Origin of the sequence: Sphingobium sp. CCH11-B1, assembly GCF_001556865.1 — a bacterium.
Classification (GTDB): domain Bacteria; phylum Pseudomonadota; class Alphaproteobacteria; order Sphingomonadales; family Sphingomonadaceae; genus Sphingobium.
In genome coordinates, this window is the sequence record NZ_LSJY01000134.1 from 154,871 (window position 1) to 167,429 (window position 12,559).

16 protein-coding genes are annotated in these 12,559 nt (G+C 65.8%); 2 read left to right on the forward strand and 14 right to left on the reverse strand.

What is annotated here, in order from left to right; all coding sequences use genetic code 11:
* Positions 1-21 precede the first annotated feature (21 nt).
* The 5 genes from queA to AX724_RS14620 all read right to left on the reverse strand — a co-directional run bounded on the left by queA (position 22) and on the right by AX724_RS14620 (position 3,673).
* Positions 22-1,056 (reverse strand): tRNA preQ1(34) S-adenosylmethionine ribosyltransferase-isomerase QueA, encoded by a 1,035-nt coding sequence (gene queA / locus AX724_RS14600; RefSeq protein WP_066767694.1) that lies wholly within the window; start codon positions 1,054-1,056, stop codon positions 22-24.
* Between the two features lie 24 nt (positions 1,057-1,080).
* On the reverse strand, positions 1,081-1,884 hold the full coding sequence (locus AX724_RS14605) for a peptidylprolyl isomerase (protein WP_066767696.1): 804 nt from the start codon (positions 1,882-1,884) through the stop codon (positions 1,081-1,083).
* Positions 1,885-1,985: 101 nt separating this feature from the next.
* Complete coding sequence (gene coaD / locus AX724_RS14610; protein WP_066767697.1) at positions 1,986-2,495, reverse strand: pantetheine-phosphate adenylyltransferase; 510 nt, start codon at positions 2,493-2,495, stop codon at positions 1,986-1,988.
* Positions 2,496-2,498: 3 nt separating this feature from the next.
* Positions 2,499-3,413, reverse strand: coding sequence for a polyprenyl synthetase family protein (locus tag AX724_RS14615; RefSeq protein WP_066767702.1), 915 nt, complete (start codon positions 3,411-3,413; stop codon positions 2,499-2,501).
* Between the two features lie 5 nt (positions 3,414-3,418).
* Positions 3,419-3,673 carry an exodeoxyribonuclease VII small subunit gene (locus tag AX724_RS14620; protein WP_066767704.1) on the reverse strand — a complete coding sequence of 85 codons (255 nt, stop codon included), beginning with the start codon at positions 3,671-3,673 and terminating at the stop codon, positions 3,419-3,421.
* A 158-nt stretch (positions 3,674-3,831) separates the two neighbouring features.
* On the opposite strand from AX724_RS14620, the gene AX724_RS14625 reads away from it, so the two are divergent.
* On the forward strand, positions 3,832-4,215 hold the full coding sequence (locus tag AX724_RS14625) for a hypothetical protein (RefSeq protein WP_066767706.1): 384 nt from the start codon (positions 3,832-3,834) through the stop codon (positions 4,213-4,215).
* A gap of 119 nt (positions 4,216-4,334) precedes the next feature.
* Here AX724_RS14625 and tatC read toward each other — a convergent pair whose 3' ends face one another.
* The 9 genes from tatC to AX724_RS14670 all read right to left on the reverse strand — a co-directional run bounded on the left by tatC (position 4,335) and on the right by AX724_RS14670 (position 11,445).
* Positions 4,335-5,114 (reverse strand): twin-arginine translocase subunit TatC, encoded by a 780-nt coding sequence (tatC, locus tag AX724_RS14630; RefSeq protein WP_066767708.1) that lies wholly within the window; start codon positions 5,112-5,114, stop codon positions 4,335-4,337.
* On the reverse strand, positions 5,111-5,539 hold the full coding sequence (gene tatB, locus AX724_RS14635) for a Sec-independent protein translocase protein TatB (protein WP_066767710.1): 429 nt from the start codon (positions 5,537-5,539) through the stop codon (positions 5,111-5,113). Before tatB ends, tatC begins: the two co-directional genes overlap by 4 nt.
* Positions 5,540-5,568: 29 nt before the next feature.
* The gene (locus AX724_RS14640; RefSeq protein WP_066767714.1) at positions 5,569-5,805 is read right to left on the reverse strand and encodes a twin-arginine translocase TatA/TatE family subunit; all 237 of its coding nucleotides are present in this window, start codon (positions 5,803-5,805) and stop codon (positions 5,569-5,571) included.
* A gap of 28 nt (positions 5,806-5,833) precedes the next feature.
* Positions 5,834-6,427, reverse strand: coding sequence for an SMC-Scp complex subunit ScpB (gene scpB, locus AX724_RS14645; RefSeq protein WP_066767716.1), 594 nt, complete (start codon positions 6,425-6,427; stop codon positions 5,834-5,836).
* Positions 6,424-7,194, reverse strand: coding sequence for a segregation and condensation protein A (locus AX724_RS14650; protein ID WP_066767718.1), 771 nt, complete (start codon positions 7,192-7,194; stop codon positions 6,424-6,426). The genes scpB and AX724_RS14650 overlap by 4 nt, the downstream gene beginning before the upstream one ends.
* Positions 7,191-8,204: a beta-N-acetylhexosaminidase gene (nagZ, locus tag AX724_RS14655; RefSeq protein ID WP_066767720.1), complete on the reverse strand. Its 1,014-nt coding sequence runs from the start codon at positions 8,202-8,204 to the stop codon at positions 7,191-7,193. The genes AX724_RS14650 and nagZ overlap by 4 nt, the downstream gene beginning before the upstream one ends.
* A 51-nt stretch (positions 8,205-8,255) precedes the next feature.
* Positions 8,256-8,978: an SPOR domain-containing protein gene (locus AX724_RS14660; protein WP_066767722.1), complete on the reverse strand. Its 723-nt coding sequence runs from the start codon at positions 8,976-8,978 to the stop codon at positions 8,256-8,258.
* 13 nt (positions 8,979-8,991) lie between these two features.
* Positions 8,992-10,719, reverse strand: coding sequence for an arginine--tRNA ligase (argS, locus tag AX724_RS14665; protein WP_066767724.1), 1,728 nt, complete (start codon positions 10,717-10,719; stop codon positions 8,992-8,994).
* Between the two features lie 117 nt (positions 10,720-10,836).
* Positions 10,837-11,445 carry a hypothetical protein gene (locus tag AX724_RS14670; RefSeq protein ID WP_066767779.1) on the reverse strand — a complete coding sequence of 203 codons (609 nt, stop codon included), beginning with the start codon at positions 11,443-11,445 and terminating at the stop codon, positions 10,837-10,839.
* A gap of 152 nt (positions 11,446-11,597) precedes the next feature.
* Here AX724_RS14670 and ispH point away from each other — a divergent pair, with 152 nt between their 5' ends.
* Positions 11,598-12,557 carry a 4-hydroxy-3-methylbut-2-enyl diphosphate reductase gene (gene ispH / locus AX724_RS14675; protein ID WP_066767726.1) on the forward strand — a complete coding sequence of 320 codons (960 nt, stop codon included), beginning with the start codon at positions 11,598-11,600 and terminating at the stop codon, positions 12,555-12,557.
* Positions 12,558-12,559 lie beyond the last annotated feature (2 nt).

Consider the following 12,559-nt stretch of genomic DNA (forward strand, 5'->3'; position numbering starts at 1 on the left):
GCGCCCCTGCATCGCGCCGCGTCACCGTTCCGGCAACAACAGGCTCGAGTCGCCATAGCTGTAGAAGCGGTAGCCCAGCGCAATGGCGTGGGCATAGACCGCCTGCATCCGGTCGCGTCCCATCAGCGCCGATACCAGCATGAACAAGGTCGATCGCGGCAGGTGAAAGTTGGTCATCAGTCCGTCAATCGCGCGGAACCGATAGCCCGGGGTGATGAATATCCGGGTTTCGTCCGCGAACGGGCGGATGAGGCCGTCTTCTCCGACCGCGCTTTCCAGCAGGCGCAGCGAGGTCGTCCCGACCGCGATCAATCGCCCCCCCGCCGCGCGCGCGGCGTTGAGCCGCTCGGCGGTCGCAGCCTCGATCCGTCCCCATTCGGCATGCATTCGATGATCGTCGGTGTCGTCCGCCTTCACCGGCAGGAAGGTGCCCGCGCCCACGTGAAGCGTCAGCGTTTCGGTCAGCACGCCAGCCGCGGCGATGGCGTCCATGAGGTCCGGGGTGAAGTGCAGCGCGGCCGTCGGCGCGGCGACCGCGCCGTCTTCCCGCGCGAACATCGTCTGATAATCGCTCCGGTCGCGCTCGTCCGTGGCGCGCTTGCTGGCGATGTAGGGCGGAAGCGGCATCCGCCCCGCCCGCTCCAGCAGCAACTCGACCGGCTCGTCGCCCTCGAAGCTCAGGGTAACGCCGCCATCTTCATCGCGCGGGCCGGCGATCGCGCTGACACCCGCGCCGAAATCGATCCGGTCGCCGGCACGCACCCGCTTGGCGTTGCGCAGGAAGGCCTGCCACTGCCGCAGGCCAAGCCGCTTGTGCAGCGTCGCGCCGATGCGCGCCTCGCCGCGCGTGCCTTCCAACTGGGCCGGAATGACCTTCGTATCGTTGAACACCAGCACGTCGCCAGCGCGCAGCAGCGACGGCAGGTCGCGCACGGCATGATCCTGCATCGCCCCATCGCCGGGAACCAGGAGCAGCCGGGCGCTATCGCGCGGCGAGGCAGGACGCAGCGCGATATTCTCCGGCGGGAGATCGAAATCGAACAGGTCTACGCGCATCAGAGGGCAACCGGACCCGCCGGCTTATTTGCTGGCGGCCGGCTTCTTGGGCGCAGCCGGTTTCTTGGACGCAGCCGGCCTGGGGGCAGGCTTGCGCGCCGGGGTGGGCGTGTCGACGATGGAGGGCGCGACGGCGGCCGGCGGGGGCGCGGCGGTCACGGGCGGCTTCCCGTCGCTCTCGATCGACGCCTGGAGGATGACGGTCGGGTTTGCCGGCGGCTCGCCCGGCGCGATCGCGTCGACATATTGCATGCCCTCGATCACGCGGCCGAAGACGGTATATTTCTTGTCGAGCTGCATGCGGGGCAGCAGGACGATGAAGAACTGGCTGTTGGCGCTGTCCTCGCTCTGGGCGCGCGCCATGGACACCGTCCCGCGCAGATGCGGCATCGGATTGAATTCGGCTTTCAGGTCCGGCAGCGTCGATCCGCCGGTGCCGTCGCCCTTGGGATCACCGCCCTGCGCCATGAAGCCGGGGATCACGCGGTGGAATTTAAGGCCGTTGTAGAAGCCCTGCCGGGTGAGTTCCTTGATCCGCTCGACATGGCCGGGCGCGATGTCCGGCCGCAACTGGATGCGCACGCGCCCGCCGCTGGACAGGTCAAGGTCCCATATATTCTGGGGGTCGGCCGGCACCGTCGCGGGCGGCAACTGCGGCGTGACGCTGGTGCCCAGAGATTCAAGATTCTTCTGCGCGCGGGCAGCCGTCTCCGCCTTCTTCATTTCGTCGGCGCGGCCGCCGCCACCGCCACCCTGGGCGAAAGCGACGCCGGATGCAGTGATGGCGAAGCCGATCGCGACGGTCTTGAGCGCGCTAGTGAGACGCATGAGTGGACGCTTTCCTCAAAAAATTCTGGGCCGGCAGGCTTGGATGGCCCTGATAGCGCGCTGATCGCGATTGGCAACTGAACGCAGGCTGAAACCGCAGGTCAAACGCCCTTGCGCCCGATCTGCTCGACGCGCGCGACCACCTCGTCGCGCACGGCGGGGCTGACGAATTTCTGGATCGGGCCGCCATAGAGGGCGATTTCCTTGACCAGACGAGATGCGATCGGCTGCAGGGACACATCCGCCATCAGGAATACGGTTTCGACCCGGCCGTTGATCTGCTGGTTCATGCCCGCCATCTGATATTCATATTCGAAGTCCGCGACAGCGCGCAGGCCCCGGATGATGATGCTGGCCCCCTGCGATTCGGCAAAGTCCATCAGCAGCGAGTTGAAGCCGGTGACGACGATCTCCGTATCGATGCCCGCGCATTCACGCCGCACCATCTCCAACCGTTCCTCGTCCGAAAACATGGGCGATTTGGAGATATTGGTGGTGACGCCGAGCACCAGCTTGTCGACCAGCTTTGCGCCGCGCCGGATGATATCCATATGACCCAGCGTGATGGGGTCGAACGTGCCCGGATAGACACCGATGCGCTTTTTGCTCATGGGTTAGCGGTCCCTCTCCACGATATAGTCGGCAATGGCGCGCAGCAGGTCCGCCTCTCTGCCATGGCCGTGCAGATGGGCCTTTGCCTGCGCCACCAGAAGATGCGCCCGGTCGCGCGCGCGTTCGACGCCCAGCAGCGACACGAAGGTTTCCTTGCCCGCCGCCGCGTCCTTGCCGAGCGCCTTGCCCGCAAGCGCGGCGTCGCCCTCCACGTCGAGGAGATCGTCGGCGATCTGGAAAGCAAGGCCGATGTCGCGCGCATAGCCGTGCAGCGACGTGCGCGCCTCCTGCGGCAGGCGCGCCATGATGGCGGCGGCATCGACGCAGAATGCGATCAGCGCGCCGGTCTTGAGATTTTGCAGCCGCGTGACGGTGGCAAGGTCGAAGCGGGCCTTTTCCGCCTCCAGGTCCATCATCTGCCCGCCAGCCATTCCCGCAGGACCGCTGGCCAGCGCCAGAGCCCGCACCAGTTCGATCCGCACGAAGGGATCGGGGTGTGTGTCCTCATCCGCCAGCACTTCGAAAGCGAGATCATGAAGGCAGTCGCCCGCCAGGATGGCGCTCGCTTCGTCAAACGCCTTGTGGACCGTGGGCTTGCCGCGACGCAGATCGTCATCATCCATAGCCGGCAGATCGTCATGGATCAGCGAATAGACATGGATGCATTCGACCGCGAGCCCGACCCGCAGCGCCGATTCGCGCGAGATGTTGAAGAGGTCGCTTGCCGCCTGCACCAGCAGCGGCCGCAATCGCTTGCCGCCGCCGATGGCCGCGTGCCGCATCGCATCATAAAGGCGGCGGCGCGGATCGTCGGGAAGGGCGAGAAGACGGTCAAAAGCGGCATCGATGGCGTCAGCGACTTCCGCTGCGCGCGCACCGACCAAAGCAGAAGCGGAGCCCCCCTCTCCCCCGGACATGGCCGTCAGTCCGCGCCGAACGGCTGCGCGCCGCTGACCACGCCGCCGGCATCGACCGTGAGCTTTTGAATGCGCGCCTCTGCCGCCTGAAGCCTTTCCGTGCACCGTTTGCGCAATTCCTCGCCGCGCGCATAAAGCGCGATCGACTCGTCGAGCGGCACGTCCCCGCTTTCAAGGCGGCGCACGATCTGCTCCAGAGCGCGCAACGCATCCTCGAACGACAGGGTTTCGGGATCGGGGGTCGACATATCCTCAGCCATCGCCCTGCATTGACCGTGCCCAGGCGGATGGTCAAGCCCGCTGCGCCACAAAGGCCCGATGGTCATCACGCCGTCATGACGTCAATTCAGTGCAATGGAGGAAAATGCGTCATTTTGCGTTGACGCACCATGTTGCACGTGCACATAAAAGGATCGCTATGAAATATTATGTCCCCCTGATCGCCGTTGCCGGCCTGACCATGCTGTCTGCCTGCAACAAGAATGATGAACCCGAAGTCGTCGGCGGCCCCGCCGATCCAATGGCCGAAAGGCTGGCCAACGCCGCGCCGGTCGAACTGCCGCCGTCGGTCAAGGCCAACAAGCAGTATCGCTGCAAGGACAACAGCCTGATCTTCGTCGACTTCATGACCGACGACAAGACCGCGAACCTGCGCACCGAAAAGACCGGATCGCCAACGAAGCTGACCGCACCCGAAGCCGGCAAGGCCTATGTCGCGGAAGGCGGCTACGAAGTGTCGGGCCAGGGCGACGACGTGACCATCACCGTTCCGGGGAAGAGCGCGCAGAGCTGCCACGTCTGATCGCCGCGTCTTACTTCCGTTCCCAAGGCCGGCCCCTCCCAAGGGACCGGCCTTTTCTTTTGGCAAAAGGGATGGACTACGGCCCGCGCGGGGAAACGCGGCGAATCTCTCGCGATGGATCAGGCCGAAGCCTGCTCCGCCTCCTCCTCGGCCGCCTGCCTGCGGTCGGTGAACCAGATGGCGACGATCGTGATTTCGTACAGCAGCAGCAGCGGGATCGCGAGCATCAGCTGGGACACGACATCGGGCGGGGTGAGTACCGCCGCCAGGATGAAGGCGGCAACGATCATGTAGCGGCGCAGACCGATCAGCTGGGTGCGGGTCACGAACCCGGCGCGGTTGAGCAGCATCAGCAGCACGGGCATCAGGAAGCTGATGCCGAACGCGAGGATGAACTGCATGACCAGGCCCAGATAGGCATCCGCGCTGGGCAGCGCCTCGACCGACAGGCCGCTGCTATTCCCCTGAAATTCCAGGAAGAAGTGGAAGGCAGTCGGCATCACCACGAAATAGGCAAGGCTCGCCCCCATCGCGAAGAGGAAAGGGGTCGCGATGATGAAGGGCAGCAGCGCCTTCTTCTCCTTGGCATAGAGGCCCGGCGCGACGAAGGCCCAGAGCTGGTTGGCGATGACGGGAAAGGAGAGGCAAAAGGCACCGAACACCGCGATCTTCACCTGCACGAAGAACGCCTCGTAGAGCTTGGTATAAACCAGCCGGCCACCGCCGTCGCCGAACGCCTCCTTCAGGGGATGGACGAGGATGGCGAAGAGCTGCTCGGAAAAATAGAAGCAGACAGCGCCCGTGAGGAAAAGCGCATAGACGCATTTGAGCAGGCGGCTGCGCAGCTCGATCAGGTGGTCGAGCAACGGTGCCTTGCTGTCGTCGATATCGCTGATCATGCCGCGGCGTCGCTTTTACCCGCGGAGCCGGCGAGATAGGGCGGCCCGCCCGGCGTCGGCGCAGGGGCCGGCTCGACGGGGGCCGACTGAGCGACGAAGGCAGGCGATTCTTCCGGGGCGGACTGGGCGACGAAAGCGGGCGCGTCCGGCGTGCCGTCAGGCGGCGGCAAGGCGGCCTCCGCCGTTTCGGGCGGATGCTCTTCCATGATGCGCTTGTTCTGCGCCGCCCACTTCTTTTCCAGCTCTTCCAGTTCCACCTCGCGCACCATCGCATCGATGCCGGTGCGGAAATGGCGGGCCATGCCCTGCGCCTTGCCCACGATCTGCCCCACCTTGTAGAGCGCGCGCGGCAAATCCTTTGGGCCGATCACGATCACGGCAATGATCACGATCACCAGAAGTTCGGACGAATCGATACCAAACATGCGCGACTACCGGCCTGTGCTTGAAGGGGTCAGGCCTTGCTCTTTTCTTCGGTGGCGCTCGGCGCATCCTGTTCGGGCACGCGATGGCCTTCGATCCGGGTCGCAGGCTTGGCCGGCGGCACGTCGTCATCCTCGGCCATGCCTTTCTTGAAGCTCTTGATGCCCTTGGCCACGTCACCCATCAGGCCGGAAATCCGGCCGCCACCAAACAGCAGCATGACGACCAGGAGCACGATCACCCAGTGCATCAGCGAGAAGGAACCCATTTTCAAATACTCCTGAAAGGAGGCCTATCTAGGCCTCTTCCTCGTCATTTTCCACAACGGATTGGCCAGCCAGACCCTCCAGCGCCAAATCCACAGGGTCGAGCAGGCCAGCGGCGCGAAGATCGTCCAGTCCCGGCAGGTCGCGTCGGCTGCTAAGGCCGAAATGCGTCAGAAATTCTACGGTCGTGGCGTAGATGAGCGGACGGCCGGGCAATTCCCGCCGGCCCGCCGGACGGACCCAGCCCGCCTCCATCAAGACGTCGATCGTGCCCTTGGCCACCTGCACGCCGCGAATCGCTTCTATCTCCGCGCGGCTGACGGGTTCATGATAGGCGATGATGGCCAGCGTCTCCGTCGCCGCGCGCGAGAGCTTGCGCGTCTCGTCCTTTTCACGGCGCAGCATGTGGGCGAGGTCCGGCGCGGTCTGGAAATGCCAGCGCCCGCCGCGTTCCACCAGATTGATCCCGCGACCCGCATATTGATCCCCAAGCGTCGCCAGCGCGGCCCGAAGATCGCCGTCCTCCCCCACATGCAGCCTGATTTCCGCGGGGGTTAGCGGCGTTTCCGCCACGAACAGCGTGGCTTCGACGGCGCGAAGATAATCGTCGGGTTCCTGCATCACGCCGCCGCCTCCGGCATCGGCGCGCGCAGGTAGATCGGCTGGAAGATGCCGTCCTGCGCAATGTCCAGCCGGCCCTGCCGCGCCAGTTCCAGCGCCGCCACGAAACTGCTGGCCAATGCCGACTTTGCGCGTGGCGGATCGATGTCGGGCGGCAGAAAGGCTTCGAGCCGGGTCCAGTCCAGCGCCGCGCCGACCAGCGACCCCACACGCTGGAGTGCCTCATCCAGCGTCATGACCGGGCGCACGGCGATGCTATGCACCACCGGCTGCGTCCGCGCGCGCACTTGCCCGTAGGCGGCGATCAGGTCGTAAAGGGTGGCGCGCCACTGGGCCTTGCGGATGAGGCGCAACCCTTCCGGCGCGCGGCGAGGAAACACGTCGCGGCCGATGCGGTCGCGCGCCATCAGCCGTGCCGCCGCATCGCGCATGGCGTTCAGCCGCTGGAGCCGAAGATGGAGCCGCAGCGCCAGTTCCTCAGGGCTGGGGTCCGGCTGTTCCGCCTTGGGCAGCAGCAACGCGGATTTGAGATAGGCCAGCCACGCCGCCATCACGAGATAATCGGCCGCCAGTTCCAGCTTCAGTTGCCGGGCGCTGTCGATGAAGGCGAGATATTGTTCCGTGAGCGCCAGGATGGAAATTTCCCGCAGATCGACCTTTTGTCCCCGCGCCAGCGTCAGCAACAGATCCAGCGGCCCTTCCCAACTGTCGAAGCTGACCGTGAGGATATGGGGCGACGGGACCGCCGGGGACTCGAAAAGGTCGCTCAAGCCGGCACCAGGCCCAGCAAGCTGTCGCGCGTCGCGATCAATGTCTCGAACGCAGGCGGATCGGCATCGTGGCGGACAGACGCCATGGCCCTGTCGAGCCGGGCGCGGGAGGCTTCCGCGATATCGGGCAGGCGATCCGCAATGCCGATCATGTCGTCCATCCGCGCCCAGCAATTGAGCGCAAGATCGCATCCCGCCGCGACGACGCCCGCCGCAAGTTCGGGGATCGACCCCTTGAGCGCCTTCATATCCAGATCGTCGGACATCAGCAGCCCTTGAAAGCCGATCGAGTCGCGGATGATCTCGCCAATGATGGCGGGGGACAGGCTGGCCGGGCGATGCGCGTCCCATTCGGTATAGATGACATGGGCGGTCATGCCGATCGGCGCGCTGCGCAGGGTGCGGAAGGGCGCGAGATCGGTTTCGAGCGCGTTCAAGTCGGCATCGACCACGGGCAGGTCCAGATGGCTGTCGACCAGCGCCCGGCCGTGCCCGGGCATATGCTTGACGATGCCCACCACGCCGCCCTCGGACAGCCCCTCCAGCGTCGCGCGGCCAAGCGCCGCCACGCGCATAGGATCCGCGCCCAGCGTCCTGTCGCCCATGATGTCGCTTGCGCCGTCCTGCCGCACGTCGAGCAGGGGAAGCGCGTCCACGGTGATGCCGACGTCCGCCAGCATCAGGGCCAGGGCCCGACCATTGGCGCGGGACGCCGCGATCGCGCTGGAAGGCGCGATATCGTAAAGCCGGTCGAAGGCCGCGGCGGCGGGAAAGGCAGGCCAGTGCGGCGGCTGCATCCGCGCGACGCGGCCGCCCTCCTGGTCGATCATGACAAGCAGGTCGTCGCGCCCGTGCAGCGTCCGAAGATCGTCCGTGAGCGCGCGTAGCTGGTCACGGTCGGCGCAATTGCGCTTGAAGAGGATATATCCCGCCGGCTCCGCCTCCGCGAAGAAGGCGCGTTCGTCCGGGGTGAGCGACAGGCCGGCCATGCCGAAGATAACAGGCTTCATGGCCCGGATGGTAGCGCCTGCCGCCGCCGCTGTCGAAGGGCTTTATGCCGGTCAGTTCACCACGATGCAGCTTTCGCCCGCAACCTTGAGCTTGCCGCACACCAGGCTGGCCTGCTTGCCCGCCCCAGCACGCAGGCGGTACAATGTGCTCCCGCCGATTTCCACCGGCTCGATCGTCATGCTGAGCGGCGCGAGATAGGCGAAGCGCTTGGACAGCTTGCCCCATGCATCCTTCGCGAGCGCGGCGTTGCCATAGGCGCCAAGCTGGATGGTGCCGCCGGGCACCGCCTTGGGCGTCGCAGCCCGGGCTGGCGCCGCGGTTTCGTCTGCGACACGCGTCGACACGCTCTGGGCGGGCTTGACCGGCGCGGCGGGCCGGGCAGCGGCGAGCGCCGGCGTGGTCTTTTCGATTGGCGCTTCGGGCACGCGGCTCGGATCGATGCGGCCGTCGCGCGCCACGCCTTCGCTGGCGGCGAAGCTGGCGTCGCCTTCGCCATCGAACTTCTTGGCATCGGCCTCGTTCGCTGCGATCTTGTAGTCGCCCGGCGGGGCAGCGATCAGCGCCCCTTCGCCGGCGCTGCCAGCGCCGTTGCGGTTCTGGACGAGCCAGACCCCCGCCACCACCGCGCCAATAAGAACGAGGCCAAGGAGGATAAGCCCCAGCAGGCGCAGCGGCGAAATGCGGTCATCCTCCGCATCGTCGATCGCCGGCTCAAGCCATGGGAGACGATCCTCATCGTCAAGGTCAAGCCGGCCGCGCGCATAATCACCCATAGTCTTCAGCGCCTCATTGCATTTCCGTCAAGGCAGCCACGCCCATCAGGGTCAAGCCGTTACGGATAATCTGCCCGATTCCCTGAGCGAGGAAAAGGCGGGTTGCGGTGAGTGCGGGATCATCGGCGACGATTACGCGCGCGCGGGGATCATCATTGCCAATATTCCACCATCCATGAAAGGCGGACGCCAAGTCATTGAGATAGAAGGCGACACGATGCGGCTCACGCGCTTGCGCAGCACCATCGACGACGCGAGGGAACTGCGCGGCCAGCTTGACCAGACCAAGCTCCGCTGTCCCGAGAAGGGACAGGTCAGGCGCGGGCATATCGATCCCGGCCTCCTCCGCACGACGGCCAAGCGAGGCAATACGCGCATGGGCATATTGCACGTAGAAGACCGGATTGTCCTTCGACGCCTCCACCACCTTGGCGAAGTCGAAGTCCATCTGGGCGTCGGCCTTGCGCGTCAGCATGGTGAAGCGGACGACATCCTTGCCCACTTCCCGCACCACGTCCGCCAGCGTCACGAAATTGCCGGCGCGCTTGGACATTTTCACCGGCTCACCGTCGCGCAGCAGCCGGACCATCTGAATGAGCTTCACGTCGAAACGCGCCCGCCCTTCGGTCAGCGCGGCGACGGCGGCCTGGATGCGCTTCACCGTGCCGGCATGGTCCGCGCCCCATATGTCGATCAGCTGGTCCGCGCTCTGGGCCTTCTGGAAATGATAGGCCATGTCCGCGCCGAAATAGGTCCAACTGCCGTTCGACTTCCTGATCGGGCGGTCCTGATCGTCGCCAAACTTCGTTGATCGGAACAGCGGCAGTTCGACCGGTTCCCAATCGTCGGGCAATTCGCCCTTGGGCGCCTCCAGCGTGCCGTCATAGACGAGGTCGTGCGCGCGCAGCCAGGCTTCGGCCTCATCGGGCTTCCCGGCCGCCTGCAATTCGGCTTCGGACGAGAAGATGTCGTGATGGATGCCCAGCAGCGCGAGGTCGCTGCGGATCATGTCCATCATCTTCGCGACGGCGAAGCTGCGGAAGAGCGCCAGCCATTCGCCTTCCGGAGCGCCCACGAAACGATCGCCATATTCCTGGGCGAGCGCCTGCCCGACCGGCACCAGATAGTCGCCGGGATAAAGCCCTTCCGGAATGTCGCCCACATCTTCGCCCAGCGCCTCGCGGTAGCGCAGGTGCGCGGATCGGGCGAGCACGTCCACCTGGCCGCCCGCATCGTTGATATAATATTCGCGGATGACCCTATGCCCGGCATATTCCAGCAGGGTGGCGAGCGCGTCGCCCACCACCGCGCCGCGACAATGGCCCATATGCATGGGGCCGGTGGGATTGGCGGACACATATTCGACGTTGACCGTCACGCCCTGCCCCATGGCCGAGCGCCCATATTCGTCGGCGTCCACATGGATCGCAGCCAGCTCGGCGCGCCAGGTGGCGTCGGTCAGGGTCAGGTTGATGAAGCCCGGCCCGGCAATGGCAGCGCTCTCCACCTCTTCCAGGGCCTGCAGCCTGGCGACGATCGCCTCCGCAAGGGTGCGTGGATTGGTCCCGGCGGGCTTTGCCAGCACCATCGCCGCATTGGTCGCCAGGTCGCCATGACTCGCGTCGCGGGGCGGCTCGACCGTGACGGGCTTGCGATTGAGGCCCGAGGGCAGCGCGCCATCGGCCTCCAGCGCATCCAGCACGGCGTCGAGATGAGCGGTGAAACGGGTGTAAAGGGACACGGAGCGAAACTTTCTTGCAAGTTCCGTTCGCCCTGGGCCTGTCGAAGGGCTGCTCCTGTCTTTCAAGAAGGGCAGCGCTTCGACAAGCTCGGCCCGAACGGTTGAACGGGACTGAGCTTAACGGGTGGCGTTATATCGGAGCTGGTCCTGCGTCAGGTTGAACCCGACCAGCAGTTCAAAGCTGGTCCGCTGCAACGCCGCCTTGACGTCCGGCTGGGCAAAGGGATCGATCGCCGCGTCCGCATCGCCGGCCTTGCGCTTCTGCGTGATCTTCGTCTGGATGTCGGCTGGAAGGGTCGCTGCCGCCTTGTCCACATAGGACCCCGCCTTGGCTTGCGCGCTGGCGAGATATTGGCCGGGCGCGAAGGTCAGCGTCACTTGCCCCACGCGCTTGGCAACGACGTTCGTCCCCGCCTGCACGACGGCCGAGAAATAGGGCAACGTCACCTGGCGCGCGGCGGTGGCATCCGTGCGGCGCGCATTCACGGTGAAGGTCGCTTCGGTGTAGAATTGACTGCCATCGGCACAGGTGGACCGCAGATCGGTGATGTTGGCGACAATGTCGATCGCGGAGGCGTCCGTGCTGTTTGCCGGGTTGAACAGCGTCATGTCCCCCGTCTGCGCCGGGATCGCCGCGACCGGACAGGCCGACCGGACCGCGACGATGCCGCCGCTGGCATCGATCTCGCCCCGGCTCGAGCACCCCGCCACAGCGAGGGCAAGCATGGCGACAGCGGCAAGACGGACGGTTTTCACGAGCAGACAATCCTTGGCGGGCCGGCCGGGGCCGGGAACTTTGCGCTTCCTTATCCATCCCCCGCCGCCCGCGCAACCTCAAGGCTCTTTCTTCCGGAACCACATTGTCCTAAGCGGCTCGCATGACCCAAGCGCCAGACGTCCGCCGCCCGATGACCCTGTTGATCGCCGCGCCGCGCGGCTTTTGCGCCGGGGTCGATCGCGCCATCGTCATCGTCGAACGGGCGATCGAGAAATATGGCCCGCCTGTCTATGTCCGGCACGAAATCGTCCACAACAAATATGTGGTGGACAGCCTGAAGGCCAAGGGCGCGATTTTCGTGGAGGAACTGGACCAGGTGCCAGACGGCGTGCCGGTCGTCTTTTCCGCCCATGGCGTGCCCAAGGCGGTGCCGGCCAAGGCCGAGGAACGCGGCCTCGACTATCTGGACGCGACATGCCCGCTCGTCAGCAAGGTCCATCGCCAGGCCGAACGGCAGGTGGAGGCCGGCCGCCACATCCTGTTCGTCGGGCACAAGGGGCATCCGGAGGTGATCGGGACGTTCGGCCAGGTGCCGGCCGGCACCATGACGCTGATCGAGACGGTCGAGGATGCCGAAGCTTTCCATGCGGCCGATCCGGACAATCTCGCCTTCCTGACGCAGACCACATTGTCCGTCGATGACACGGCGGCGATCGTCGCGACGCTGGAGCGGCGTTTCCCGACCATCGCCGCGCCCAAGGGCGAGGACATCTGCTACGCCACGTCAAACCGCCAGACGGCGGTGAAGGCGATAGCGCCGCGCTGCGACGCGCTCTATGTGATCGGCGCGCCGAACAGTTCCAATTCGCTGCGCCTGGTGGAAGTGGCGGAGCGGGAAGGCACGCCCGCGCGCCTCATCCAGCGGGCGGACGAGATCGATTTTGCCTGGCTGGCGGATGTCCGCACGCTGGGCCTGACCGCCGGGGCGTCAGCGCCCGAAATATTGGTGCGCGAGGTGGTCGACCGGATCGCCAGCCGGTTCGCCGTGACCGAGGAACAGGTGGAAACCGCGCGCGAGAGCATCGCCTTCAAGCTGCCACGCGGGCTGGAGGCAGCCTGATC

Coding starts and splice junctions, on each gene's coding strand:
- AX724_RS14670 (WP_066767779.1), bottom strand. CDS start 11,445: ATGCTTGCCCTCGCTGTGGCGGGGTGCTCGAGCCGGGGCGAGATCGAT.
- tatC (WP_066767708.1), bottom strand. CDS start 5,114: ATGATCAGCGATATCGACGACAGCAAGGCACCGTTGCTCGACCACCTG.
- AX724_RS14620 (WP_066767704.1), bottom strand. CDS start 3,673: ATGGCTGAGGATATGTCGACCCCCGATCCCGAAACCCTGTCGTTCGAG.
- coaD (WP_066767697.1), bottom strand. CDS start 2,495: ATGAGCAAAAAGCGCATCGGTGTCTATCCGGGCACGTTCGACCCCATC.
- AX724_RS14625 (WP_066767706.1), top strand. CDS start 3,832: ATGAAATATTATGTCCCCCTGATCGCCGTTGCCGGCCTGACCATGCTG.
- queA (WP_066767694.1), bottom strand. CDS start 1,056: ATGCGCGTAGACCTGTTCGATTTCGATCTCCCGCCGGAGAATATCGCG.
- AX724_RS14615 (WP_066767702.1), bottom strand. CDS start 3,413: ATGTCCGGGGGAGAGGGGGGCTCCGCTTCTGCTTTGGTCGGTGCGCGC.
- ispH (WP_066767726.1), top strand. CDS start 11,598: ATGACCCAAGCGCCAGACGTCCGCCGCCCGATGACCCTGTTGATCGCC.
- nagZ (WP_066767720.1), bottom strand. CDS start 8,204: ATGAAGCCTGTTATCTTCGGCATGGCCGGCCTGTCGCTCACCCCGGAC.
- AX724_RS14640 (WP_066767714.1), bottom strand. CDS start 5,805: ATGGGTTCCTTCTCGCTGATGCACTGGGTGATCGTGCTCCTGGTCGTC.
- tatB (WP_066767710.1), bottom strand. CDS start 5,539: ATGTTTGGTATCGATTCGTCCGAACTTCTGGTGATCGTGATCATTGCC.
- AX724_RS14605 (WP_066767696.1), bottom strand. CDS start 1,884: ATGCGTCTCACTAGCGCGCTCAAGACCGTCGCGATCGGCTTCGCCATC.
- AX724_RS14660 (WP_066767722.1), bottom strand. CDS start 8,978: ATGGGTGATTATGCGCGCGGCCGGCTTGACCTTGACGATGAGGATCGT.